Below are 25,219 nucleotides of genomic sequence, written 5' to 3'. Positions count from 1 at the left end.
GGGCCTGTTAGGGCCCGCCGGGCGCTGTCCGGGAGGGGGGCTCCTCCTCCGTGAAGACGGACAGCAGCGCGTGCGCGCGCGGCGAGGCGGTCAGCTGCTCCAGGGTGACGGGGCGTCCGGTGGCGTCGGCGAGGGGGAGCCGCCAGTTGGGGTACTCGGCCCAGGTGCCGGGCAGGTTCTGCGGCCGCCGGTCGCCCACGAGGTCGGGCAGCCAGACGCCGACGAGCCGGGCCGGGGTGCGCAGCAGGAAGCGGTGCACCGCCCGCACGGCCTCCTCCTCGTCGTCCTGGCAGCCGCGCGGCAGCAGGCCGAGCCGCGCGAACAGGGCGAGCCACTCGGCGACTTCCGCCGCCGCCTCGGCGGGCGTCGCCGTGGACAGCGCGAGCCGCTCGCGCAGGCGTACGTCGTCGCCGGAGAGCCGGGCCGCGGTCGACGGCAGGTCGTGGGTGGTGGCCGTGGCGACGCAGTCGGTGCGCCACTCCTCGGCCGGGACGGGGCTGCCGTCGCCGGCGGGCGGGTAGTCCCGCTCGAACCAGAGCACCGACGTGCCCATCACCCCGCCCTCGCGCAGCCGCTCCCGCACGCCGGGCTCGACCGTGCCCAGGTCCTCCCCGATGACGTACGTGCCCGACCGCGACGCCTCCAGGAGCAGCACCGCGAGCATCGCCTCGGCGTCGTAGTGGACGTACGTGCCCTCGGTCGGCTCCTCGCCCTCGGGGATCCACCAGAGCCGGAACAGGCCCATCACGTGGTCGATGCGGACGGCGCCCGCGTACCGCATCAGGTTGTTCAGGAGGTCGCGGAAGGGCGCGTAGCCGGTCTCGGCGAGCCGGTCGGGGCGCCAGGGCGGCAGGCCCCAGTCCTGGCCGCGCGCGTTGAACGCGTCCGGCGGCGCGCCCACGCTCATGCCCTGCGCGAAGACGTCGCGCTGCGCCCAGGCGTCGGCGCCGCCCGGGTGCACCCCGACCGCGAGGTCGTGGACGAGCCCGACCGGCATGCCCGCGTCACGGGCGGCCCGCTGGGCGGCGACTAGCTGCGTGTCCGTCAGCCAGGCCAGCCAGGTGTGGAAGTCGACGCGGTCCATCAGTTCGCGGCGCGCCCGTGCCGTCTCGGGGGACCGCGGGTCCTGGAGCGCGGCCGGCCAGGTGCGCCGGTCGGGTCCGTGCACCTCGGTGAGCGCGTTGTAGGTGGCGTGGTCCTCCAGGGCTGTTCCCTGCGCGGCGAGGAAGTCCCAGTAGGCGGCGCGGCGGCCGGGCGTGAGCGGAACGGCGTGCACCGCTTCGAGCGCCTGCCGCTTCAGCGCCCAGACGGCGTCCCGGTCGACGAGCCCGTCCTCGCCGCGCAGCACGGCGTCGCGCAGGCGGGTGGCCTCGGCCGCGTACGACGGCACGTACGCGTACTCGGGGATGTCCTCGATCCGCAGGTGCACGGGGTCGGGGAAGCGGCGTGACGACGGCCGGTACGGGGAGGGGTCGGTGCCGAGGTCCGGGCCGCCTGGCACGGCCGCGTGCAACGGGTTGACCTGGAGGAATCCGGTGCCGTGCGTGCGCCCCGACCAGGACGCCAGATCGGCGAGGTCGGCGAGGTCGCCCATGCCCCAGGAGCGGCTGGAGAGTACGGAGTAGAGCTGGACGAGCAGCCCGTGCGTCCGCCCGGGCGGCAGCGGGGCCTTGCGCGGGGCGGCGATCAGATGGGCCGTGGCGGTGGCGCCGGCCGGGGTCTCGGCGGTGAGGGTGTGCACGCCGGGCGGGGGTTCCTGCGGGGCGTCGCTGTCGGGCCGGTAGGTCCAGCCGCCCGGCGCCGTGCCGGGGCCGAGGGTCAGCCGGGTGCCCCGCGGAAGCCCCTCCAGCCACTCCGGGCTCCGCGGCCCGGGGCGGCCCAGCCACCACACCACGGTCGGCGGCAGCAGGCGCGCCGCGGTCTCCGCCTCCCGTGCGGCCAGGGCGCCCCGCACCGCGTCCGGCGTGCCCGCGTCGACGCCGAGGGCGGCGAGCGCGGCGGTGACCGCCTTGTCGGAGGCGCGGACGGTGGTGCCGGGTGCCGGGGAGTAGGAGGTGGCGACGCCGTACAGCTCGGCGAGCCGGGCCAGGCTCATCCCGCGGCCAGGCCGCTCGGCGTGGGCTCGGAGGTCAGCGGGGCCGCGTCGGTGAGGGGCGGCTCGGAGGTCAGCGGCGCGTAGTCGGCGAAGGGCGGTTCGCTGGTCAGCGGGGGCTCGGCGGAGCAGGTGGTGGTGTCGGCACCGGTCATGGTGGTGTCCGCCTGTTTGGAGAGGGCCGAGAGCAGAAGGTGTGCCGATGCGGCCACGAGGGCCTCCTTCGGTAGAGGGCTGCTGAGTCCGGAGTCCTACCCAAAGGACACGGACGCAGACCTGTACGGGCGGACAACGTGTTGCTGCTCACATTGTGGGCGGCGAGAAGAAGTTGACCAGGGGGCACGGAAAACCGGAAGAACTTCACCCACTCCATCGGGCTATGTCCGCAGTACTGACGTAGCTGCGTGACAGCTATGTACTCAGTACCTATATGCAGTACATACTGAGCCGCATGAGCACCCGTCACGTTCTGCTCGGTCTGCTCGTCGCCGGTCCACGCCATGGCTACGACCTGAAGCGACGCCACGACGAGCGGTTCCCGCAGGCCCGCCCCCTGGCCTACGCGCAGGTCTACACGACACTGCAGCGGCTGGTCCGCGACGGCCTCGTGGAGGTCGACGGCACCGACTCCGGCAGCGGCCCCGAGCGCACCCTGTACCGCGCCACGGACCGCGGCCGCGACGAACTCCTCGGCTGGGCCGGTGAGGTCACGCCCCCCGCCCCGCACATCACCAACGAGATCTTCGCCAAGGTCGTCGTGTCGATCCTCGTGGCGGGACAGGGCTCCGGCCCGCACCCCGTCGACCCCGCCGCCCATCTGCTGGCCCAGCGCGCCGCGCACATGGCGCGGATGCGGGAGCTGACCGCCGTGAAGAGCGCGCCCGGCGCCGACCTCACCACCGTCCTCTCCGCCGACTACGCCCTTGCCCACCTCGACGCCGACCTGCGCTGGATGACCACCACCGCGGCCCGGCTCGCCACTCTGACCGCGGAGGTCACCGGCACATGAGCACCCTCACGTCCCCCCTGCTGAGCGCCGAAGGGCTCACCAAGTCCTACGGGAGCACGCCCGCCCTGCGCGGCGCGAGCGTCGACGTGCGCGGCGGCGAGATCCTCGCCGTCACGGGCGCCAGCGGCAGCGGCAAGTCGACGCTGCTGCACTGCCTGGCCGGCATCGTCCGCCCGGACGCGGGCACGGTCGCCTACGAAGGACGCGGCCTGGACCGGCTCGACGAGGAAGCGCTGAGCGAACTGCGCCGCACCGACTTCGGCATCGTCTTCCAGTTCGGGCAGCTCGTCCCCGAGCTGACGGCCCTGGACAACGTCGCCCTGCCGCTGCTCCTCGCGGGCCGCCCCCGCGTGGCGGCGCGCGACGAGGCCGATGCCTGGCTCGAACGGTTCGGAGTACGCGGCCGCCGCGAGCTGCGGCCCGGCGAGATGAGCGGCGGCCAGGCCCAGCGGGTCGCCCTCGCACGCGCCCTGGTCACCGGCCCGAAGGTGGTCTTCGCCGACGAGCCGACCGGCGCGCTCGACTCCCTCGCGACCGAGCAGGTGATGACCTCCCTGGTCCACACCGCGCGCGAGACCCACACCGCGGTGGTCCTGGTGACGCACGAGGCACAGGTGGCGGCCTACGCGGACCGGGAGGTGAGCCTGTGCGACGGGGGTGTGCGGGACGCCTCCGGCGGTTTCGCGTTCCCGGCTCCCGCCGCCGCGTCCGCGGAGGTGGCGCGATGAGGCCCGGCCGGCTCCGCTCCGACCTGCGCCTCGCCTGGCTGCTGACCCGCGGCGCCGACCGGCTGGAGCGGCGGCGGGCCGCGCTCACCGCGCTCGGGGCGGCCGTCGCGACAGGGTTCGCCTCGCTCGCCGTCGCCCTCCTCGGCATCCGGGGCGGGCACTCCTTCTCGTACGGCCACGGCCTCCTCGACCAGCCGGGGACCCGGCGCGGGATCGTCGCCGGGCTGCTGCTCCTCCTCGTCCCGGTGCTCGGCTTCCTCGGGCAGTGCGCCCGGATCGGCGCCGTCCACCGCGACCGGCGCCTGGCGGGCCTGCGGCTCGCGGGCGCCGGGCCGCGGCAGGTGCGGCGGATCGCGGCCCTGGAGGCGGGGCTCGCGTGCCTGGCGGGGACCCTGGCCGGGTCCGCCGCGTTCGCCGTGGCGCTGCCGGTCGTGGGCTGGACGCCGCCGGGCGTCGTCTGGCCGCTCCTCGCCGCCGTCGTCGTGCTGATCCCCGTGCTGGCCGCGCTGGTGAGCGAGGTCGCGCTGCACCGGGTCATCGCCTCGCCGCTCGGCCACGTCCGCCGGGAGCGGCCCCGGCGCGGGCCCCGGCCGCTGACCGCGCTGGTCCTGCCCGCGCTCGTCGTCGTCCTCGGCGTCGTGGCGCTCATGACCGGCGGTGCCCGTGCCGGTGTCGCGGGGCTCCCGCTGTTCGTGCTCGGCGCGGTCGTGCTGAGCGGGGCGGGCGCCATCTGGGTCGCGGGCGCTTCGGCGCGGGCCGTCGGCCGTCGCCTCACCGGCCGCACGGACGACCCCGCCGTGCTGCTCGCCGCGGCCCGCCTCCAGGAGGACCCGTGGGCGGCGGCCCGCAGCCATGCCGCCGTCGTCCTCGTCACGGTCGTCGGCGTCGCCCTCGTCGGTGTCCGCCTGGTCCTCCTGGCCGACCTGCGCCGGATCGCGCGCGAGGGCGAGACCGCCGCGCCGATGGACTACTACGCCTTCGGCCTCGACCTCACCGCGGCGGCCGTCCTGATCGCCCTGCTGATCAGCGTGGCCGCGGTCGCCGTGGGCACGGCCGAGTCCCTGTCGACCCGGCGCCGTGCGCTCGCCGCGCAGGTCGCCGCCGGGGTGCCGCGCAAGGTCCTGACCCGCGCGCTGCTCCTGGAGACGGGGCTGCCGCTGGCGCCCGCCCTGGTCCTGGCCACGATCGGCGGCACGGCCGTCCACGCGGCGTACGCCGTCGCCTCGGACCAGGCCGTCCCCTGGGCACCGCCCCTCCTCGTCCCGTGCGCGGTGTACGCGGTCTGCCTCCTGGCGGCGGCGACGGCGCTGCCGCTGCTGCGCCGCTCGGTGCGGCCGGAGCGGCTGCGGACCGCCTGACCGGCGGCCCCGCCCGGGGCTGCCCCGGGGCTACTTCGCCAGGTTGGTCGGCGGTATCGGGGAGGCGGCGAGGGACTGCGGTGAGGTGGTGGAGGCGTAGGCGGAGGGCGCCGACATGCCCGCGGTCGGATCGGCGACCGGCGGCTCGCCGTCCACCTGGACCGGGACGCCGCCGACGATCCGGATGCCCGCCTCGTCGAAGGCCCGCTTGATCCGCCAGCGCAGTTCGCGTTCGACGGTCAGGGACTTGCCGGGCATGGTCTTGGCGGTGACGCGGACGACCATCGAGTCGAGCAGCACGCTGTCGAGGCCGAGTACCTCGATGGGGCCCCACAGCATCTCGTTCCACGGTTCGGCCTTGCTCATCGCCTCGCCGGCCTCCGCGAGCACCGCCTTCACCCGGTCCAGGTCCTCCTCGGCGCGGACGGTGACGTCGACACCGGCGGTGGCCCAGCCCTGGGAGAGGTTGCCGATGCGCTTGACCTCGCCGTTGCGCACGTACCAGATCTCGCCCTTGTCGCCGCGCAGCTTGGTGACGCGCAGGCCCACCTCGATGACCTCGCCGGAGGCGACACCGGCGTCGATGGTGTCCCCGACGCCGTACTGGTCCTCCAGGATCATGAAGACGCCGGAGAGGAAGTCGGTGACGAGGTTGCGGGCGCCGAAGCCGATGGCGACGCCCGCGACACCGGCGGACGCGAGCAGCGGCGCCAGGTTGATCTCGAAGGTGCCGAGGATCATCAGCGCGGCCGTGCCCATGATCAGGAACGACGCGACCGAACGGAGTACGGAGCCGATCGCGTGCGAGCGCTGTCTGCGGCGCTCCACGTTCACGAGCAGGCCGCCGAGCGCGGTGCCGTCGACGGCCTGCGCGGTCCGGTTCATCCGGTCGATGAGCTTAGTTATGGTGCGCCGGATCACGACGCGCAGCACGCACGCGATGACCACGATCAGCAGCACGCGCAGGCCGATGCCCAGCCAGGTCGACCAGTTCTGCTCGACCCAGCTGGCGGCCTGTCCGGCCTGTTCCTGGGCGTCCTCGAAAGTGGGTTGCGGGGAGTCGGACGAGGAGTCGCTCGCCCCCACGGCCGGCAGGACGGACAAGATCACGGCAGGTACCTCCAGATGTAGCCATCCGCCCGCCGCTCGGGACGGCTCTGGGACAGGAGCGGGCAGACCCACCACACTAACGGGGCATTGTGTGGGGATCGTTGTGATGTTCGAGGGAGAGACGGTGCTCACCGGGGGATGAAGGACGTGTGGTCGAAAACACTCCAAGGCCGTTACGTGGAGATGGTGGCGCCACGACCAGCCAGGAGGGGAGACTGGCTACGAGATCGTCCCGGCGCGAGCCACGCGCCGCCGGCGTACAAGGAGGCATCCGTGCCGCATGTCCTGGTCCTCAACGCGTCGTACGAGCCACTCGGCGTCGTACCGCTCCGCCGCGCGCTCGTACTCGTCCTCGAGAACAAGGCCACGTGCCTCGAGGAGTCCGGCGCCTTCATGCACAGCGCGACACGCACCGTCCCCGCTCCCAGCGTGGTCCGGCTCAAGCGGTTCGTCAGGGTCCCCTACCGGGGGCCCGTTCCTCTGACCCGGCGTGCACTGTTCGCCCGTGACGGCGGCCGGTGCATGTACTGCGGTGGCGTCGCAACCAGCGTCGACCACGTGATCCCGCGCTCCCGCGGGGGTCTGCACGCCTGGGACAACGTGGTGGCGTCGTGCCGCCGCTGCAATCACACCAAGGCCGACCGCCACCTCGTGGAGATCGGCTGGCGCCTGCGCCACAAACCGGCCCCGCCGTCCGGTCTCGCCTGGCGCATCATCGGGACCGGACATCGCGATCCGCGCTGGCTGCCGTACTTGCAGCCGTTCGGCGCGGACGAGGCCCTGGCCCGGATCGAAGGCGTGTCCGCCTGATCTTCGATCCGGGTTTTTGCGGTCTTGGAGGGGTTCTCGCAGTGCGTGAGGGGGCGGCCGTACGCCGAGGGCGGGCCGCCCCTTCGGCGTACGGGCCGCCGGCCACCGCCCGATAACGACTTGGCCCCCTCGCGTCCTCCCCCTATTGACGCCCCCGTCACCCGGGACTTACGTTCCTCGCACCCGATAGGAAAGTTTCCTAACAGTGCTGCGAGGAGGCAGAGCGGCGATGGTGACGACCCCCGGCGGCCCCGGCATCCCCGGCACCCCCAGCGTGCTGCGCGTCATGAACGACCGTGCCGCGCTCGACCTCCTCGTCGCCCACGGCCCGCTCACCCGCACCCGGATCGGCGAACTCACCGGCCTCTCCAAGCCGACCACCTCGCAGATCCTCGGGCGGCTCGAAGCCGCCGGGCTCGTGCGCACCACCGGGAGCCAGACCGGGCGGCCGGGGCCGAACGCCCTGCTCTACGAGATCGACCCCGGCGCCGCCCATGTCGCCGCGCTCTCCGCCGACCCCACCGGCATCACGGCCGTCGTCGCCGACGTCACCGGCGCCGAGCGCGGCCGGTGCCGGATCGAGGCGCACGCCGTCGCCGAGGACGTGCGGCACCGCACCGCGCAGCTCGTCGCCGAAGCGGTGGACGGGGCTCTCGGCCAGGCAGGGCTCGGGCACGACGATCTCACCGCCACCGTCATCGGCACGCCGGGCGCGATCGACCCCGGCACGGGACAGCTCCGGTACGCGCCCCACCTGCCGGGCTGGCACTCGCGCACCCTGCGCGCCGAACTCGCCGAAGTGCTCGGCACCCCCGTCTCCATCGAGAACGACGTCAACCTCGCCGCCCTCGCCGAGCAGTACGAAGGCGCCGCGCAGGACCATGACGACTTCGTCCTCGCCTACGTGGACGAAGGCGTCGGCGCCGCCATCGTCCTCGGCGGTGTCCTGCTGCGCGGCGCCACCGGCGGTGCCGGGGAGATCGGGTACATGCCGCTGCCCGGTGCCCCGCTGGCCCGTGGCGGTGACGCCGTCGCCGCCCGTACCGACGCGGGCGGCGGGTTCCAGAGCCTCGTCGCCGCCCCGGCCGTGCGGCAACTCGCCCCGGACGCGCCCGATCTCGCCGGTGCGCTCGCGCGACCGCTCGTCCTCGACGAGGTCGCCCGGCGCCTCGCCACCGGCCTCGCCGCCGTCGTCGCCGTCGTCGACCCCGAACTCGTCGTCCTGTCCGGGCAGGTCGCCCAGGCCGGCGGCGACGCCCTGCGCGAGCGCGTCGAGGCCGAACTGACCGGACTCGCCCTCCCCCGGCCCCAGTTGCGCATCAGCGAACTCGACGGCGACCCCATCCTCACCGGCGCCCTGCGCACCGCCCTCACCCAGGCCCGCGACACCGTCTTCGACACCAGCGACGCCTGACGCCCACCCGCCCCAGAAGTCACCTCCCCGACCCCCGTACACGTAAAGGACGTTCGCCATGCCCCGATGGCGTATACCCCTGCGCGCCCCCGTCGTGCTCGCCGCCGCCGGGCTGCTGCTCGCCGGCTGTGCCAACCCGAGCACCGGCAGCGCCGACGACGATCCGACCGAGCCGGTGACCATCAAGTTCTGGCACGGCTGGTCGGCGCCCGGCGAGGTGAAGGCGATCAACGACTCGATCGCCCGCTTCGAGAAGGCCCACCCGAACATCCACGTGCAGGCCACGGGCAACGTCTCCGACGCCACCGTCAACCAGGCGCTGCGCGCGGGCGGCGACGAGGCGCCCGACGTCGTGTCGTCCTTCACCACCAACAACGTCGGCCAGTACTGCGACTCCGGCATGTGGGTCGACCTCGACCCCTTCATGAAGAAGACCGGGCTCGACAAGAAGAAGGTCTTCCCGCAGTCCCTTCTCGACTACACGAGCTACAACGGCAATCAGTGCGCCCTGCCGCTCCTCGCCGACGCCTTCGGGATGTACTACAACAAGGACGCCTTCGAGGAAGCGGGCATCACGCATCCGCCGAAGACGATGTCCGAGTTCATCGCCGACTCCAAGAAGCTCACGCGGAAGGACGGGAACTCCTACAAGCGGGTCGGGTTCATGCCCAACTTCCGGCTCTACCAGAACAGCCCCGACCGGCTCTTCTCCCAGTGGGGTCCCACGTATTTCGACAAGGACGGGAAGGCGCGGCTCTCCGACGAACCGGCCACGTACGCGTTCTTCGACACCGCGAAGAAGCTGATGGACGCGCAGGGCGGATACAACGCTCTTGAGCGGTTCCGGACCTCCTTCGGTGACGAGATGTCCAATCAGAACGCCTTCCTCAGCGGAAAGCTCGCCATGCATCTCGACGGTGAATGGCGCGGCCTGATGCTCAATGATTCCAAGGCGAAATTCACCTGGGACGTCGCGCCGCTGCCCGTCCCCGACGATCAGGTCGAGACGTACGGGCGCGGGTATCTGACCGGCACCGTCGCCGGTATCGCGCACAGCAGCAAGCACCAGAACGCCGCCTGGGAGCTGGTGAGGTTCCTGACCGCCGACACGGACCAGGTCGTCGCTTTCGCCAATGCCATTCACAACGTGCCGTCGACGAAAGCCGCGCTCACCTCGCCGAAGCTCGACGCCGATCCGACGTTCCGCACGTTCCTGGACATCGCCAAGAACAAGTACAGCCAGGCGCTGCCTCCGTCGACCAACGGCGGCATGTACGTAGTCCAGCTCCAGGACTTCTCGTACACCGAGGAGGCGGGGAAGGTCCCGGATCTGAAGAAGGGGCTGCAACGCCTCGACAAGCTCATCGACGCCGACACCCTGCAGTCGCAGAACTGAGGACCCGCGCATGGCACTCACCCTCTCCCGGCCCGCGCGGCGCAGACTGCGCACCCTGGGCTTCCTGTCCCCCTGGCTGATCGGGTTCAGCGTCTTCTTCGCTTATCCGCTCCTGGCCACCGTCTATTTCTCGTTCATGCACTACAACCAGATCAAGGCGCCCACGTTCGTGGGGCTGCGGAACTGGAAGTACGTGTTCCAGGACATGCCGCTGTTCGGCCCCGCGCTGTGGAACACGCTGTGGCTCGTCGTGGTGATGGTGGCGTTGCGGGTCGTCTTCGGGCTCTCGCTCGGGCTGCTCGTCACGAAGATCAAGAGCGGGGTCGGGTTCTTCCGGACCGCGTTCTACCTGCCGTACCTCGCGCCCCCTGTGGCCGCCACCGTCGCCTTCGTCTTCCTGCTCAACCCGGCGACCGGGCCCGTCAACGAGGTCCTCAGCAAGATCGGCATCGAAGGGCCCAACTGGTTCAACGACGCCGCCTGGGCCAAGCCCTCCCTCGTCATGCTCTCGCTCTGGGGCATCGGCGACCTCATGGTCATCTTCATGGCCGCGCTCCTCGACGTACCGAAGGAGCAGTACGAGGCCGCCGAGCTGGACGGGGCGGGCGCCTGGAGCAAGTTCCGGTTCGTGACCTGGCCGTCGATCACGCCGATCGTGATGTTCGCCGTGGTGACGGGCGTCGTGCAGACCATGCAGTACTACACGCAGGCGCTGGTCGCCGGAAAGATCGCCTCCGGTGTCTCCATCGGCCCGGGATCGGTGATCCAGCCCGGCTACCCCGACCACTCGACCCTGACCGTCCCCCAGCTCGTCTACTCGATGGGCTTCCAGAACTTCAACACCGGCGCGGCGTGCGTGCTCTCGCTCGTCCTGTTCGTCATCGCGATGGCCGTGACCATGCTGCTCATGCGCAAGCGCTCGGGCCTGCTCTCGGCGGAGGACTGATCACCCATGACCACCACGACCCTGCGCCCGGCGGCCACCACGGCCGGTGCCGCCGCCCCCGGGAGAGGCCCGGCCGGCGCCCGCGCCCGCCGCAAGCGCATCCTGCACTGGATCGCCGTGCACAGCATCGCGATCGCCGTCGCGCTGCTCTTCGTCCTGCCGTTCGTCTTCGTCTTCCTGACGTCCGTGATGAGCGACGACCAGGCCATGAGCGGCGACCTGTGGCCCGCCTCCTGGCACTGGGAGAACTACACGACCGTCTTCCGGACCGACGGCTTCCTGGACTGGTGGAAGAACTCCCTCATCTACGCGGGCCTCGGCACCCTCTTCACCGTCTGCTCGGCGATCCCCGTCGCCTACGCCCTCGCCAAGTTCCGCTTCCGCGGGCGGCGTACGGCGATGCTCCTCGTCATCTCGACGATGATGCTGCCGCCGCAGGTCATCGTCATCCCGATGTACCTGGTCTGGGCGCAGCAGTTCCACCTCTCCGGGACGCTGTGGCCGCTGATCATCCCGATGGCGTTCGGCGACGCGTACTCGATCTTCCTGCTCCGTCAGTTCCTGCTGACGATCCCCAAGGAGTACATCGAGTCGGCGAAGGTCGACGGCTGCGGTGAGCTGCGCACCCTGCTGAAGATCGTGGTGCCGATGGCCAAGCCGGGCATCGCCGCGATCGCGCTGTTCCAGTTCTTCTACTGCTGGAACGACTACTTCGGGCCGCAGATCTACGCGGCCCAGAACCCGGCGTCCTGGACGCTCAGTTACGGGCTCGAATCCTTCAAGTCCGCGCACAGCGTCAACTGGAACCTGACGATGGCCGCGACGCTCCTCGTGATGGCGCCGGTCTGCATCGTCTTCTTCTTCGCACAGAAAGCCTTCGTCGAAGGCGTCACCCTCACCGGGGTCAAGGGCTAAGGCCAAGGACTAAGGACGGTTATTCGCTCATGAAGCTCGCAGTGGTCGGCGGAGGATCGACCTACACCCCCGAACTCATCGACGGTTTCGCGCGGCTGAGGGACACGCTGCCGATCGAGGAGCTCGTGCTCGTCGACCCCGCCGCCGACCGCCTGGAACTGGTGGGCGGCCTCGCCCGCCGCATCTTCGCCAAGCAGGGCCACCCCGGCGCCATCCGTACGACGTCCGACGTGGACGCGGGCGTCGCCGACGCCGACGCGGTACTGCTCCAGCTGCGCGTCGGCGGCCAGGCCGCGCGCAACCAGGACGAGACCTGGCCCCTGGAGTGCGGCTGCGTAGGCCAGGAGACGACAGGGGCGGGCGGTCTCGCGAAGGCGCTGCGCACCGTGCCCGTCGTGCTCGACATCGCCGAGCGCGTGCGCCGCGCCAACCCGAACGCCTGGATCATCGACTTCACCAACCCCGTCGGCATCGTCACGCGCGCGTTGCTGCGAGCCGGGCACAAGGCCGTCGGGCTGTGCAACGTGGCCATCGGCTTCCAGCGCAAGTTCGCCAAGCTGCTCGACGTGGCGCCGGGTGACGTGCACCTCGACCACGTCGGCCTCAACCACCTCACCTGGGAACTGGGCGTCCGCCTCGGCGGCCCGGACGGCGACAACCAGCTGCCCCGGCTCATCGCCGAACACGGCGACACCATCGCCGAGGACCTGCACATGCCGCGTGCGATCGTCGACCGGCTCGGCGTCGTGCCCTCGTACTACCTGCGCTACTACTACCAGCACGACGCCGTCGTACGAGAGCTGCGCACCAAGCCGTCCCGCGCCGCGCAGGTCGCCGAGATGGAGCGCGAACTGCTGGCCATGTACGGCGACCCGACGCTCGACGAGAAGCCCGAACTGCTCGCCAAGCGCGGCGGCGCCTTCTACAGCGAGGCCGCCGTGGACCTCGCCGCGTCGCTGCTCGGCGGGGGCGGCTCCGCCCACCAGGTCGTCAACACGTACAACAACGGCACCCTGCCCTTCCTCCCCGACGACGCCGTCATCGAGGTGCAGGCCGCCGTCGACGGCAAGGGCGCGCGCCCGCTGCCCGTACCGCGCCTCGACCCGCTGTACGCGGGCCTCATCGCCAACGTCACCGCCTACGAGGACCTCGCCCTGGACGCTGCTTTGCGCGGCGGACGGGACCGCGTCTTCAAGGCGCTGCTCGCCCATACGCTGGTCGGCCAGATCGAGTACGCCGAGCAGCTCACGGACCAGCTGATCGCGCACAACCGGGAGCATCTCGCGTGGGCATGACCGTCCTTGCCATCGACGCGGGGAACAGCAAGACCGACGTCGCGGTGGTCGCGGCCGACGGCAGTGTCGTCGCCATGGCCCGCGGCGGCGGGTTCCAACCGCCCTACGTGGGCGTCGAGACGGCCGTCGACGTCCTCGCCGAGGCGGTCGGCCGGGCGTTCGCGCAGGCGGGCATCGACACCGTCGACCACGTCTCGGCCTGCCTCGCCAACGCGGACCTTCCCGTCGAGGAGGAGCAACTGGCGCGGGCCGTACGCGCGCGCGGCTGGTCCGGGTCCGCGAGCGTCGACGTACGCAACGACACGTTCGCCGTGCTGCGGGCCGGGCTCCTTGAGGACGCCGAGCCGCGCGGGGTCGCCGTCGTGTGCGGCGCCGGGATCAACTGCGCGGGGATGCTGCCCGACGGGCGGACCGCGCGCTTCCCCGCGATCGGGAAGATATCCGGGGACTGGGGCGGTGGCGGCGGCCTGGCCGACGAAGCCCTCTGGTACGCGGCGCGGGCCGAGGACGGGCGGGGCGAACCCACCGCCCTGATGCGCACGCTCCCCGAACACTTCGGGCTTTCGTCCATGTACGCGCTGATCGAGGCGCTGCACCTCGGGCGGCTGCCCGCTGCGCGGCGGCACGAGTGCGCGCCGGTTCTCTTCGCCACGGCGGCGGACGGGGACCCGGTCGCGCGGAGGGTGGTCGACCGGATGGCCGAGGAAGTGGTGGCCATGTCCACGGTCGCCCTGCGGCGGCTCGACCTCCTTGCGGAGGAGGTGCCCGTGCTGCTCGGCGGCAGTGTGCTAGCGGCGCGCCATCCTCAGCTGGACACCCGTATCGCGGAGCTGCTCGCGGTGCGGGCGCCCAAGGCGGTGATCCGGGTGGTGTCCGAGCGGCCTGTGCTGGGGGCGGGACTGCTGGGCCTCGACGCGATCGGGGCTCCCCCCGAGGCCCACGCGAGGCTGCGCCGGGCTTTCGCGGGGGTGGGGGTCGCGCCGTAGACCTGGCGGACCATCGCCGACTGCGGCTCCCGTCGTGGCTGGTCGCGCAGTTCCCCGCGCCCCTGGAGCGCCCCGGGCGAAACGGACGCTCGGGAACCGAACACTTCCCCAGTTCGTGTTCAAGTAAGGGGCCGTAGAACAAGATCAGGGCAATGGCTGTGCGGATGTCCGGCGCGGCAGCGATACTTGCGGCCGACGTACGACTCCATGGGGGAGGGTCGAGTGACATACCCGCCGAACGGGGGCGCCGCGCCGCCGAGGCCGAGCGTGCCTCCGCAGCAGCAGCACCAACCGCAGCCGCCCGGGCCCGCCGAAGCCGCGCCCGCACACCCCGCACCCGCACCCACCCCCACGCCGGCAAGGCGCACCGCCTGGGCGGAGGGTGTGGACCGCCTCCGCGCGGCGGCCACCACGGAACCGGGCCGCCTGCGGATCATCGGCGCGCTCCTCGCGCTGCTGGTCGTCGCGTTCGGGGCGACGACGGCGTGGCAGATGACGGACCGGGCGGCGGCGGCGGACGACGTGCTGCGTTCCAGCCAGCCGCTGAGCGCGGACGCGGCCGACATCTACCGTTCCCTGGCGGACGCCAACACCGCCGCGTCGAGCGGATTCCTGGCGGGGGGCCAGGAACCGGCGGCGGTGCGCGACCGGTACGAGAGGGACATCCGCAGGGCCGCGGACAAGCTGGTGACGGCCGCCACGAGCACCGATCCGGGCTCGCCCTCCGCCAAGACGATCGCGAAGCTGAACACGCTGCTGCCGCAGTACAAGGGCCTCATCGAGCGGGCCCGCGCCAACAACCGGCAGGGTTTCCCGCTGGGCGGCGCCTATCTGCGGTACGCGAACGAGAAGATGCAGACGGAGATGCTCCCCGAGGCGGAGAACCTCTACACGACGGAGAACCAGCGGCTGCGCGACGACTACGACGCGGCGACCCCGTATCCGTGGATCGCGATCGCGCTCGGCGTGCTCGCGCTGGGTGTCCTGGTCTGGGCCCAGCGGCGCAACTACCGGCGCACCAACCGGGTGTTCAACCACGGGATGCTCGCCGCCACGGCCGCCTCCGTCGTCGTCCTGCTGTGGCTCGCCGTGGGACACACGGTCGCGCGGAGCGGGCTCAACGCCTCGTACGACCACGGCGTGCGGTCGTTGAACGTGCTGCACGACGCGTCCATCGCCTCGCTGAAGGCGCGTGGGAACGAGAATCTGACGCTGGTCAGCCGGGGCGCGGAGACGACGACCGTCAAGGGCGTGTCCAAGGACAAGTACGACGTCGACTTCCAGAAGCAGATGGACGTGCTGGCGACGAAGCTGACGGCGGCGGACGGGCTGGCGGACGACGCGGCGGGGCGTACGCCCGTCGGCGGGGCGAATGCCAGCATGAAGGAGTGGCTCAAGCGCCACACGGACGCGCGCGAGCAGGACGACGCGGGTAACTATCAGGGCGCACTCGACAAGATCATCGGGTCGAAGCAGTCCAAGCCGACGGGTGAATGCTTCGATCTGGTGGACCAGAATCTCGACAAGGCGCTCGCGCACGAGCAGCGTCAGTTCAGCAGCGAGGCGGGCGGCGGCCGTGACGCGATGACGGGGCTGCCCGTCGGCGCGGCCCTGCTGGCGGTGCTCGCCGCGGTGGGCGCGGTGCTCGGCATCGGGCGCAGGCTGTCGGAGTACCGGTGAGAGGGGGTGCGGCGATGAGGGACCGAGGGGCACGGGAGCGTCGGGCCGTCCGCGGGGTGAGTCTGCGCGGCTGGGGCGGCGTGGCGTCGATGGCGGTGGCCTGCGCTCTGACGGTGGTGTTCGCGCTGCTGCTCCCCCTGGCGCAGCGCGGCGCGGGCGGCGTCGGGCACGGCGGGGCGGGCGCGGACGCGGGGGCCGGTGGTGTCGCCACGGGCGTCCAGGCGGCGGCCGGCGACTGCGATCCGAATGTGCCGGGCAAGGAGCCGGAGCGCAGTGTGAGCCGGTCCGGCAGTGACAGCGGCGGCGCGGTGCGGGACATCGAGGACCGGGGCTATGTGTCGGTCGGCGTCGACCAGAACAGCTACCGCTGGGGCTACCGGGACCCGAACAACACGGACGAGTCGAGCGAGCTGGAGGGCTTCGACATCGATCTCGCGCACGAGATCGCCAAGGAGATCCTGGGCAGCCCGGACAAGATCCGCTTCAAGGCCATCCCGACGAACCAGCGCATTCCGGCGATCCGGCGCGGCGACGTCGACATGGTGGTGCGCACGATGACGATCAGCTGCGACCGCCTGGACGACGTGGACTTCTCCACGGCCTACTTCCAGACCGGCCAGCAGGTGCTCGCCCCGAAGGCGTCGAAGATCGACGGGTTCGACGACACGCTCGGCGGCAAGCGGGTCTGCTCGGCGGCCGGTTCGACCGCCGAGTCCGCGCTGAAGCTGGGCCGGGAGGACCACAGGATCCCCGGGGACACGGACATCTCCACGACGGTGCCGAACCAGCTGGACTGCCTGGTCCGCCTCCAGCTCGGCGAGGTCGACGCGGTGGTCACCGACGGCGCCCTCGCGGCGAGCCAGGCCGCGCAGGACCCGACGGTGCAGCTGAAGGGCGAACCGTTCACGAAGGAGTACTACGGCGTCGCCATGAAGAAAGGTTCGGACGACCTGGTTCGCCGGGTCAACGAGGTCCTGGAGGACTACCGCAAGCCGGGCGGCGGCTGGCAGACGTCGTACGACCGCTGGCTGAAGCCGGCGCTCGGCCCGTCCGAGGGGCCGCCCGCACCCAAGTACAAGTGACAGGACCGGCACCGCCGGCCGTGGTGGATCCGTGGGAACCGAAAGAAGCGAGAGGTGATCGATGGGCGTCGCGGGACCCCCTGGTCCGGTGATGGACCGGGACGAGGTGGACCGTGCCCTGGCCCGGCTCGGTGCCGAGCACGAGGCGATCGAGACGTCGCTGCTCGCGCTCCAGGACCACGCCGGGCGACGCCTGCTCGAAGGCGCGCGGCTGACCGGGGCGACCCGGGAGCGCTGGGCCGCCGCCGAGCAGGCGATCACACTGCTCTGGACGTACTTCGACGCGTACACGGGCGCGCTGCGCACCGCGCGTGAGGTCCGTTCCCGGCGCAAGTGGCCGAACCGGGAGGACCTGACACAGCTGACGGAGGTGTTGCGCGGCGAGGCCGTCACGGTCGCCCCGGGCGCGGGCACCGACGGCGGGGCGCAGTCGATCACCGGCCCCGCCAAGCTGTCCGAGCACTTCACGCTCGCCGCGCTGGTGGAGCGGATGAACGAGCTGTACGCGTCGTCCCTCGACATGGTCGTGGCCGCCGACGCGGTCTGGTCGGCGCTGCCCGCCCGCATCGACCTGCTCGCCGCCGAGCTGCACCGCACCCGCCGCCTCGCGCACAGCGTGGGGGTACGGCCCGGCGAGCATCCGTCGGGGGACGACCTGGAACGGATCACGTCCGCGCTGACCCGGCTGCGCGAGGAAGTGGTGTCGGACCCGCTCACGTACTGGCGCAAGGCCGAGGGGAGTTCGGCCCCGGGCGGCGGGCGCCCCGACACGACGGCGTACGACCGGCAGGCGCGCGCCCTGGAAGAGGTGCGGCGCGAGATCGAGGCCGTGCTGACGGTGCGGCAGGACGCGGAGGCGCGGCTCGGCCGGCTGCGGGACGTGCTCTCACGCGCGGACCGTACGCTCGCCGAGGCGAGATCGGCGCGCGGCGAGGTCCTCGCCAAGATCGCCGCGTCGGAGGTGCCCGCGGTGTCGGGGCCGCCGATCGCCCTTCAGGAGCAGTTGGCGCGGGCCGCCGAGTACCGCAGGCACGGCCAGTGGCACCGGCTCTCCCCGCTCCTCGAATCCCTGGAGACGAAGGCCGACGACGAACTGCTGCGCGCCCGCGAGTCGTTGACGGCGGTGACGGCGCCCCTGGCCGTCCGCGCCGAGCTGCGCGGCCGCCTCGACGCGTACAAGGCGAAGGTGGCCCGGCTCGGTTTCGCGGAGGACCCGTTCCTCGTCGAGCGGTACGACGCGGCGCGCCGCATGTTGTGGAGCGCGCCCTGCGATCTGCGGGTGGCGGGTGAGGCGGTGCTGCGCTATCAGCGGGCGGCCGCCGAGGTGGTGGCGGCGGGCAGCCCGGAGCGGGCGGCGCCCACCGACCGGAGGGGGGAGGCGTAGGCATGGCCGAGGGACAGAAGTGCACGCGGCCCGGGTGTTCCGGGTCCTACGAGGACATGGGCGGGGAGCTGTACTGCGACACCTGCGGCCTGAAGCCGCAGGGCGCACCCGTGCGGGTGCCCGCACAGCCGGCGAACAGCGGCACGGCCAAAAGCGGCACGGCCAACGGCGGCACGGCCAACGGCGGCACGGCGAACAGCGGCACGGCGAACGGGTCCGCCGCACAGGCCGCGACGGGGAGCGCGGCGGACCGCACCTGTCAGCGCCCCGGCTGCACCGGCTCCTACGAGGACGTCGGCGGCGGCGAGCTGTACTGCGACACGTGCGGGCTCGCCCCGGTCGTGTCGCCGACCGGCATGGTGGTGTCGCCCGCGACCGGCATCGCGGGCGGCGGCTCGCGCGGCTCGCAGAGTTCGGCGAGTTCCCGGGCGTCGTCGCGGGCCTCGTCGCGGTCGTCGCAGTCGCGCCGGTCGGTGTCGGGGCGCCTGTCGCGCTCCCTCTCCGGGAGTGCGACGTCGCGGTCGGTGTCGGTGCGCAGTTCGGGCACGTCGGCGAGCGGTTCGGGCCGGGCCCGGCTCGGCGCGGGCCTGGTGCGGGTGCCGGACGTGCCGCGCCCCGACCCGCGCGTGATGGTGCAGGAGAACCCGGAGGTCCCCGAGCGGAAGCGGTTCTGCTCGCGCTCGGACTGCAACGCCCCGGTGGGCCGCGCGCGCGGCGGGCGCCCGGGCCGCACCGAGGGGTTCTGCACGAAGTGCGGGCACCCCTACTCGTTCGTGCCGAAGCTGGGCCCCGGTGACGTGGTGCACGGCCAGTACGAGGTCGTGGGCTGTCTGGCGCACGGCGGGCTCGGCTGGGTCTACCTCGCCATAGACCGGGCCGTCTCCGACCGCTGGGTCGTCCTGAAGGGCCTGCTCGACACGGGCGACCAGGACGCGATGGCGGCGGCCATATCGGAGCGCCGGTTCCTCGCGGAGATCGAGCACTCCAACATCGTCCGGATCTACAACTTCGTCGAACACCTCGACCAGCGCACCGGCTCCATGGACGGCTACATCGTCATGGAGTACGTCGGCGGCAAGTCGCTCAAGGAGATCGCCAACGAGCGGCGCACCCCGGACGGCAAGCGGGACCCGCTCGCGGTCGAGCAGGCGTGCGCGTACGGCATCGAGGCTCTTGAGGCGCTCGGCCATCTGCACAGCCGCAACCTGCTGTACTGCGACTTCAAGGTCGACAACGCGATCCAGACCGAGGACCAGCTCAAGCTCATCGACATGGGCGCGGTCCGGCGGATGGACGACGACGAGTCCGCGATCTACGGCACGGTCGGCTACCAGGCGCCCGAGGTCGCCGAGGTCGGCCCGTCCGTCGCCTCCGACCTCTACACCGTCGCCCGTACGCTCGCGGTCCTGACCTTCGACTTCCAGGGCTACACGAACGTCTTCGCGGACTCCCTGCCCGACCCGGACACCATCGAGGTCTTCCGCCGCTACGAGTCGTTCTACCGGCTCCTCGTGCGCGCCACCGACCCCGACCCGGCGCGCCGGTTCGCCTCCGCGCAGGAGATGAGCGAGCAGCTGACGGGCGTGTTGCGGGAGGTCGTCGCGTTGCAGACGAACCGGCCGCGCCCCGCCCTGTCGACGCTGTTCGGGCCGGAAGTGAAGGTCACCGACACGGAGTTGTTCGGCCGCCTCGACGGCGAGGTGTCGCGCCTGGGGGCGCGGGCCGTCCCGGTCCGCGCCGCGAAGCCCGGACGGACCCGGCAGAAGGCCGCCGCGCTCACCGCGCCGGTCGTCCCCGCGCTGCCGCCGTCGCCGACAGCGCTGGTCAAGCGGTTGCAGGCGCCGCTGACCGCGCTCGCCCTGCCGGTGCCGAGAGTGGACCCGGGCGATCCGAACGCCGGGTTCCTCGCGGGCCTGATGGCGTCCGCGCCCGCCGAGCTGATCGCCGCCCTGCACGCCGCGCCGACCGGGTCCCTGGAGCTGCGCCTGCGCGAGCTGCGGGCCCGTCTGGAGATGGGCGAACTGGACTCCGCCGTGCGGGGTCTGGCCGCTCTGGAGGCCGACCGCCCCGACGACTGGCGGGTGGTCTGGTACCGGGGCGTCGCGGCGCTCGCGACCGGCGACCACGAGAGCGCGGCCCTGTCGTTCGACGCGGTCTACGACGCGTTCCCCGGCGAGCCCGCGCCGAAGCTGGCGCTCGGCGTGTGCGCGGAGGTCCTCGGCCAGCTGGACAACGCGGCGGAGTACTACCGCCTCGTCTGGTCCACCGACCCGAGCTACGTCAGCGCCGCGTTCGGGCTCGCCCGGGTGCAGCTCGCGGCGGGCGACCGGGGCGGCGCGGTGCGCACCCTGGAGTCGGTCCCGGAGTCGTCGATCCACTACACGGCCGCCCGCGTCGCCTCGGTACGGGCGCGCCTGCGGGGACGTATGACCGAAGGGGTCAACGGGGACCCACTGCTGCACGATCTGACCGCGGCGGCCGGACAGGTGGAGGCGCTCGACTCGTTCGGGCTCGACGCGGTGCGTCGCGAGCAGTTGTCCACCGAGGTCCTCGGCACGGCCCTGGACTGGGTACTCTCCGGTAGGCAGGGTTCCGGTCAGCCTCAGGGTCCCGGGCGCGCGGTGGTGCTCGGCAATGATCTGGACGAGCGCGGTCTGCGTCTCGGCCTGGAGCGCTCGTACCGGACACTGGCCAGGCTCGCTCAGCGCGGCGAGGAGAGGATCGAACTGGTGGAGCGGGCCAACCGCTACCGCCCCCGGACGTGGGTGTGAGTTGATGGCGCAGACGCACAAGGCGGCCGCTATGTCCGTGTGTCCCAGCTGCGAGGAGCCGCTCGACGAGGGCGACCGCTTCTGTGGCGCGTGTGGATACGACCTGTCCACGGCGGCCCCGGCCCCCGCCGACCATCCGACGCTGACCATGGCCGCCCCGCGCCCGGCGGAGGAGGCCCGGGCCGCCGAGGTGGAGTGGCCCGACGCGCCCGAGCCGGGCAGCTCGGACACGCCCGCCCCGGTGCACCTGCCGGCCGAGATCCCCGGCATCGAGTCCGGCGGCGCCGAACTGCCCGCCGCCGTACGGCTCGACGACCCGGTGGACGCGGGCGGTGACTTCGAGCTGGCCGCGCCCGATCCGCGGACCGTGCCGCCGGAGGTCCTGGAGGCGGCGACACCGCCCGCGGGCACGAAGGTGTGCGTGGCGTGCCGCGCCGGGCAGGTCGACGCGGACGGCTACTGCGAGAACTGCGGGCACGCCCAGCCGCGCGAACGCGACCACATGGAGCAGGAGTTGGACGCGGTCGCCGCCGTCAGCGACCGGGGCCTTCGCCACCATCGCAACGAGGACGCGTTCGCGATCTCCTCGGCGGCGCTGCCCGACGGCTCCCCCGCGGTCGTCGCCGTCGTCTGCGACGGCGTGTCCTCGGCGACCCGCCCCGACGACGCCTCGCTCGCCGCGTCCCGCGCCGCCAACGAGGCGCTGCACGCGTCGCTGCCCCGCGGCACGCACCCGCAGCAGGCCATGCACGAGGCGATCGTCGCGGCGGCCGAGGCGGTCAACGCGCTCGCCGAGGAGCCCGAGACGGCCCGCGAGCACCAGCCGCACCAGAACGCCCCGGCGTGCACGATCGTCGGCTCGATCATCACGCGCGAGCTGCTCATCGTCGGCTGGATCGGCGACTCGCGCGCCTACTGGGTCCCCGACGACCGCGGCGCGCCCGCCGCCCGGCTCACCGAGGACGACTCGTGGGCCGCGCAGATGGTCGCCGCGGGCCTGATGAGCGAGGCGGAGGCGTACGCCGACGAGCGCGCCCACGCGATCACCGGCTGGCTCGGCGCGGACGCCTACGAACTGGAGCCGCACACCGCTTCCTTCAAGCCCGACCGGCCTGGTGTGGTGGTGGTGTGCACCGACGGGCTGTGGAACTACGCGGAAGGCGCGCAGGAGATGGCGCGGGTCGTACCCGTGGACGCGGCGCGGCGCCCGCTGCACAGCGCCCAGGTGCTCGTCGGCCACGCGCTCGACGGCGGGGGCCACGACAACGTAACAGTGGCGGTGCTGCCGTTCCCGGTTCCGGGACAAGGGGCAGGATCGGCCTAGACCGGGCGACACCGTCCGGTCGTTCGGTTCAAACGGTGGTTTGGTTCAGGGGGGACTTACCGTCATGGCGAACTTCTCGAAGTCGAACGTCCCGCAGTTCTCGGTCGAGGTGTACCAGAACGAGTATTTGCCCGAGGGCGGCCGCGAGGTCAACGCGATCGTCACGGTGACCTCCACGGGGGGCGGCACCATCGGCACCGCCGTGGGCGCCCCGCACCTGTACAGCGCGGGCGCCGGCCCGGACGCGGCGGTGGCGCTCATGGTCGACTGCTCCGGATCCATGGACTACCCGCCGACGAAGATGCGCGGCGCCCGTGACGCCTCGGCGGCCGCGATCGACACCCTGCGGGACGGCGTCCACTTCGCGGTGATCGCGGGCACGCACGTCGCCAAGGAGGTCTATCCGGGCGCCGGGCGGCTCGCGATCGCCGACGCCACCACCCGCGACCAGGCCAAACAGGCGCTGCGCAAGCTCACCGCGGGCGGCGGCACCGCCATCGGCACCTGGCTGCGCCTGGCCGACCGCCTCCTGTCCTCCGCGGACGTCTCCATCCGCCACGGCATCCTGCTCACCGACGGGCGCAACGAGCACGAGTCGCCCGAGGACCTGCGCGCCACGCTCGACGCGTGCGCGGGCCGCTTCACCTGTGACGCGCGGGGCGTCGGCACGGACTGGGAGGTGAAGGAGGTCACGGGCGTCGCCTCGGCGCTGCTCGGCACCGCCGACATCGTCGCCGACCCCGCACATCTGGCGTCCGACTTCACGCAGATGATGGAGACGGCGATGGGCAAGGAAGTGGCCGATGTCTCGCTCCGTCTGTGGACGCCGCTCGGCTCCGAGATCAAGTTCGTCAAGCAGGTGGCGCCCACGGTCGGCGACCTGACCGGCCGCCGCAGCGAGGCGGGCCCCCGCGCGGGCGACTACCCGACCGGCTCGTGGGGCGACGAGTCCCGCGACTACCACGTCTGCGTCCAGGTGCCGAACGCCGAGGTCGGCCAGGAGATGCTCGCCGCCCGCGTCTCCCTGGTGATCCCGCAGCCGGACGGCACGGCGCAGACCCTCTCGCAGGGCCTCGTCCGCGCCGTGTGGACGGACGACATGGCCGCCTCCACCTCGATCAACCCGCAGGTCGCGCACTACACCGGGCAGGCCGAACTGGCGCAGGTCATCCAGCAGGGCCTGGACGCGCGCAAGGCCGGGGACGCGGACGGGGCGACGGCGAAACTCGGCCGCGCGGTCCAGCTCGCGGCCCTGTCCGGCAACGCGGATACGGCGAAACTGCTTTCGAAGGTGGTGGACGTGGTCGATGCCGCGGAAGGTACTGTTCGATTGAAGGCGAAGGTCGCGGAAGCCGACGAGATGACTCTCGAAACTCGGTCCACCAAGACGGTTCGCGTGAAGAAGTAGCAGCTCGAACCACGTAACAGCGCAGACTGAACGTACGGATACGAACGGATACGAGTACGTGCGAAGGAGAGGGGGAAGCGCCGACATGCCGACCTGCCCGAACGGACACCAGTCGGGTTCCGACGACTGGTGCGAGGTCTGCGGTCACCGCATGACCGGTGCCGTGCCCCCGCCCCCGCCGCCACCGGCCGCCGGTTACGGATATCCCGGACCGTCCGTGCCGCCGGCGCCGGGGAGCGCGGGCGGCGCGCCCGAACTGTGCCCGCAGTGCCGTACGCCGCGTGAGGGCGGCGCACCGTTCTGCGAGGAGTGCCGCTGGAACTTCCTCACGAACACGGCGACGTCGTACACCCCGGCGGCCCCGAACCCGCCGCTGCCCACGCAGGGCGGTCCCGGTGGCCCCGGGGGGCATGGTGGACCTGGTGGACCTGGTGGTCCGAACCCGGCGCTGCGGTTCCAGCAGCCGCCGCAGGGCCCGGACCCGTACGAGTACCAGGGCTCGCGCCCCTCGCAGATGAACCGGCCCGCCGAACCGATCCCGCCGAGCCCGTTCGGCAACGAGCCGTCGGGCCCGTCCCCGTTCCCGCCGCCGCCCGGTCCGAACGGGGCGGGGGGCGGTGTCCCGCAGGCGTTCCAGCAGCAGCCGCCGGCCCCCGCGCCGCCGCAACGGCCTGGCCCGCCGCAGCCGTTCCCCGACTTCGGGCGGCCGCAGTCGCCGCAAGGGCCTCCGCAGGGGTCGCCGCAGGGGCCTCCGCAAGGTCCGCCTCAGGGTCCGTCGCAGGGCCAGGCGCCCGCGCGGCCGGGTCCGCCGGGCCCCGGGGGTACCAACGGGGACGACTGGGTGATCTCGCCCCCGTCCTCCGGGCCCGCGCCTGCCCCGTCGACGACGGCACCACCGTTCCAGCAGCAGCCGCCGCAGGCACCTGAGCAGCAGCGACCGCAGTACGCGGTGAGCTGGTCGGCGACGATCGGCCCGGACCGCGAGTACTTCATGGCGATGATGCACCGCAGCGGACCCGAGGCGTCGGGCCTCAACCTGCCCGCGTACTCGCCCGAGCAGCAGCGCCAGCTCACCGGCAACCAGGTCACGATCGGCCGCCGCCGCCACTCCACCGGCGACACCCCCGACATCGACCTGTCGGTGCCGCCGGAGGACCCGGGCGTCTCGCACTCCCACGCGGTGCTCGTGCAGCAGCCGGACGGCACGTGGGCGGTCGTCGACCAGAACTCGACGAACGGCACGACGGTCAACGGCGGCGAGGAGCCCATCCAGCCCTTCGTCCCGGTCCCGCTCCAGGACGGCGACCGCGTCCACGTCGGGGCCTGGACCACGATCACCATTCACCGGATCTAGGCGCTCGGGCGGTCATTGAGTCGTCTGCGGCCCGGTGGGGGCTGGTCGCGCAGTTCCCCGCGCCCCTGAGACGCGCACTGCGTGCGCCGTCTCAGGGGCCGCGCCATCCTCGATGGAGGCCGCGGCGCAGCCGCATGCCTCCAGGGGCGCGGGGAAC

Annotated in this window: 20 protein-coding genes; 17 read left to right on the top strand and 3 right to left on the bottom strand. The window is 72.5% G+C overall.

What is annotated here, in order from left to right:
- Window positions 1-7: 7 nt before the first annotated feature.
- Window positions 8-2,095 (bottom strand): 4-alpha-glucanotransferase, encoded by a 2,088-nt coding sequence (gene malQ / locus C1N81_RS29285; protein WP_394434048.1) that lies wholly within the window; start codon window positions 2,093-2,095, stop codon window positions 8-10.
- A complete protein-coding gene (locus tag C1N81_RS29280) occupies window positions 2,092-2,304 on the bottom strand; it encodes a hypothetical protein (RefSeq protein WP_394434046.1) in 213 nt (70 codons plus the stop codon). The genes malQ and C1N81_RS29280 overlap by 4 nt, the downstream gene beginning before the upstream one ends.
- A 239-nt stretch (window positions 2,305-2,543) precedes the next feature.
- Here C1N81_RS29280 and C1N81_RS29275 point away from each other — a divergent pair, with 239 nt between their 5' ends.
- The 3 genes from C1N81_RS29275 to C1N81_RS29265 are packed head-to-tail and all read left to right on the top strand — an operon-like array spanning window position 2,544 to window position 5,187.
- A complete protein-coding gene (locus tag C1N81_RS29275) occupies window positions 2,544-3,101 on the top strand; it encodes a PadR family transcriptional regulator (protein ID WP_394434044.1) in 558 nt (185 codons plus the stop codon).
- Window positions 3,098-3,829, top strand: a complete 732-nt coding sequence (locus C1N81_RS29270; protein ID WP_394434042.1) for an ABC transporter ATP-binding protein — start codon at window positions 3,098-3,100, stop codon at window positions 3,827-3,829. The genes C1N81_RS29275 and C1N81_RS29270 overlap by 4 nt, the downstream gene beginning before the upstream one ends.
- Window positions 3,826-5,187: an FtsX-like permease family protein gene (locus tag C1N81_RS29265; protein WP_394434040.1), complete on the top strand. Its 1,362-nt coding sequence runs from the start codon at window positions 3,826-3,828 to the stop codon at window positions 5,185-5,187. The genes C1N81_RS29270 and C1N81_RS29265 overlap by 4 nt, the downstream gene beginning before the upstream one ends.
- 30 nt (window positions 5,188-5,217) lie before the next feature.
- Here C1N81_RS29265 and C1N81_RS29260 read toward each other — a convergent pair whose 3' ends face one another.
- On the bottom strand, window positions 5,218-6,297 hold the full coding sequence (locus C1N81_RS29260; protein WP_394434038.1) for a mechanosensitive ion channel family protein: 1,080 nt from the start codon (window positions 6,295-6,297) through the stop codon (window positions 5,218-5,220).
- 273 nt (window positions 6,298-6,570) lie between these two features.
- Between C1N81_RS29260 and C1N81_RS29255 the strand changes: the two genes are divergently transcribed.
- The 14 genes from C1N81_RS29255 to C1N81_RS29190 all read left to right on the top strand — a co-directional run bounded on the left by C1N81_RS29255 (window position 6,571) and on the right by C1N81_RS29190 (window position 25,062).
- Window positions 6,571-7,107, top strand: a complete 537-nt coding sequence (locus tag C1N81_RS29255) for an HNH endonuclease (protein WP_324769927.1) — start codon at window positions 6,571-6,573, stop codon at window positions 7,105-7,107.
- A 229-nt stretch (window positions 7,108-7,336) separates the two neighbouring features.
- Complete coding sequence (locus tag C1N81_RS29250; RefSeq protein WP_394434036.1) at window positions 7,337-8,521, top strand: ROK family transcriptional regulator; 1,185 nt, start codon at window positions 7,337-7,339, stop codon at window positions 8,519-8,521.
- A 58-nt stretch (window positions 8,522-8,579) separates the two neighbouring features.
- A complete protein-coding gene (locus tag C1N81_RS29245; protein WP_394434034.1) occupies window positions 8,580-9,917 on the top strand; it encodes an ABC transporter substrate-binding protein in 1,338 nt (445 codons plus the stop codon).
- A 10-nt stretch (window positions 9,918-9,927) separates the two neighbouring features.
- Entirely contained in the window at window positions 9,928-10,863 is a 936-nt protein-coding gene (locus C1N81_RS29240) for a carbohydrate ABC transporter permease (RefSeq protein WP_394434033.1), read from the top strand.
- Window positions 10,864-10,869: 6 nt separating this feature from the next.
- A complete protein-coding gene (locus C1N81_RS29235; protein ID WP_394434031.1) occupies window positions 10,870-11,778 on the top strand; it encodes a carbohydrate ABC transporter permease in 909 nt (302 codons plus the stop codon).
- Between the two features lie 29 nt (window positions 11,779-11,807).
- Window positions 11,808-13,073, top strand: coding sequence for a 6-phospho-beta-glucosidase (locus C1N81_RS29230; RefSeq protein WP_394434029.1), 1,266 nt, complete (start codon window positions 11,808-11,810; stop codon window positions 13,071-13,073).
- Window positions 13,070-14,059: an N-acetylglucosamine kinase gene (locus C1N81_RS29225; RefSeq protein WP_394434027.1), complete on the top strand. Its 990-nt coding sequence runs from the start codon at window positions 13,070-13,072 to the stop codon at window positions 14,057-14,059. The genes C1N81_RS29230 and C1N81_RS29225 overlap by 4 nt, the downstream gene beginning before the upstream one ends.
- A gap of 207 nt (window positions 14,060-14,266) precedes the next feature.
- A complete protein-coding gene (locus tag C1N81_RS29220; protein WP_394434025.1) occupies window positions 14,267-15,739 on the top strand; it encodes a hypothetical protein in 1,473 nt (490 codons plus the stop codon).
- A 14-nt stretch (window positions 15,740-15,753) separates the two neighbouring features.
- Window positions 15,754-16,821 (top strand): glutamate ABC transporter substrate-binding protein, encoded by a 1,068-nt coding sequence (locus tag C1N81_RS29215; protein ID WP_394434023.1) that lies wholly within the window; start codon window positions 15,754-15,756, stop codon window positions 16,819-16,821.
- A gap of 61 nt (window positions 16,822-16,882) precedes the next feature.
- Window positions 16,883-18,205 carry a coiled-coil domain-containing protein gene (locus C1N81_RS29210; RefSeq protein WP_394434021.1) on the top strand — a complete coding sequence of 441 codons (1,323 nt, stop codon included), beginning with the start codon at window positions 16,883-16,885 and terminating at the stop codon, window positions 18,203-18,205.
- A gap of 2 nt (window positions 18,206-18,207) precedes the next feature.
- Window positions 18,208-20,976 carry a tetratricopeptide repeat protein gene (locus C1N81_RS29205; protein ID WP_394434019.1) on the top strand — a complete coding sequence of 923 codons (2,769 nt, stop codon included), beginning with the start codon at window positions 18,208-18,210 and terminating at the stop codon, window positions 20,974-20,976.
- A gap of 4 nt (window positions 20,977-20,980) precedes the next feature.
- Window positions 20,981-22,300, top strand: a complete 1,320-nt coding sequence (locus tag C1N81_RS29200; protein WP_394434017.1) for a PP2C family serine/threonine-protein phosphatase — start codon at window positions 20,981-20,983, stop codon at window positions 22,298-22,300.
- Between the two features lie 64 nt (window positions 22,301-22,364).
- Window positions 22,365-23,708: a vWA domain-containing protein gene (locus C1N81_RS29195; protein WP_394434015.1), complete on the top strand. Its 1,344-nt coding sequence runs from the start codon at window positions 22,365-22,367 to the stop codon at window positions 23,706-23,708.
- 85 nt (window positions 23,709-23,793) lie between these two features.
- Window positions 23,794-25,062, top strand: coding sequence for an FHA domain-containing protein (locus tag C1N81_RS29190; RefSeq protein WP_394434013.1), 1,269 nt, complete (start codon window positions 23,794-23,796; stop codon window positions 25,060-25,062).
- The last annotated feature ends 157 nt before the right edge of the window (window positions 25,063-25,219 follow it).

The sequence above is a fragment of the Streptomyces sp. SGAir0957 genome (assembly GCF_043523415.1).
Note: the sequence above shows the minus strand (reverse complement) of the source record. Positions and strands in the feature narration are given on the sequence as shown.